This is a genomic window from Marinobacter sp. UBA2498, from assembly GCF_002341575.1.
GTDB lineage: Bacteria > Pseudomonadota > Gammaproteobacteria > Pseudomonadales > Oleiphilaceae > Marinobacter > Marinobacter manganoxydans.
The window spans coordinates 3,174-3,730 of sequence record NZ_DDOI01000097.1 but is presented as its reverse complement, the minus strand read 5'-3'; the positions used below and the strand labels follow the sequence as shown (position 1 = coordinate 3,730).

At 51.9% G+C, this 557-nt stretch carries 1 protein-coding gene; it reads right to left on the bottom strand.

All coding sequences use genetic code 11. The annotated features are described in order from the left end of the window. A partial coding sequence (locus B2W52_RS13500; protein ID WP_286803544.1) for a HupE/UreJ family protein occupies nucleotides 1-497 on the bottom strand: 497 nt, incomplete at its 3' end. Between the last annotated feature and the right edge of the window lie 60 nt (nucleotides 498-557).

The following is a 557-nucleotide window of genomic DNA, read 5'->3' as shown; positions in this document are numbered from 1 at the left end:
GGGTACTGCGTGTGCTGAAACCCATGTAACTGCATCAGCAGCAACAGACCACCGGCAAGCATCAGCCCCACGTTGGAAGCTTTGCTGAAGCGCTCAAACGATGCGGTTTTTCGCCACACCATAAGCACGGCCAGCATGATGCTCAAAGCCACAATCTGTCCCACTTCGACGCCGACATTGAACGATAATATTTTGAACACCAGACCATCGTCGCCCAGCGGCAACTGCTGAAGCCGAGTGGACAGGCCAAACCCGTGGATCAAACCAAAGGCAAACACCATCCAGGTCAGGTTCGGGGATTTCATTTGCAAGTGTTTCTGAAAGCCGCCGAGGTTGTCGAAGGCTTTGTAACAGACGGTCAGCGCAATCACCGCATCAATCAGGTAGTAATTGGCGGTAATTCCGAACAGTGTGGCGAACACCAGGGTAATGGAATGACCGATGGTGAAGGCGGTGATGAACTTGATGATCTCGCTAAAGCGCGTCAAAAAGAACATAACACCGAACAGAAACAGCAAATGATCATAGCCGCTAAGCATATGGGTGGCGCCAAGCCG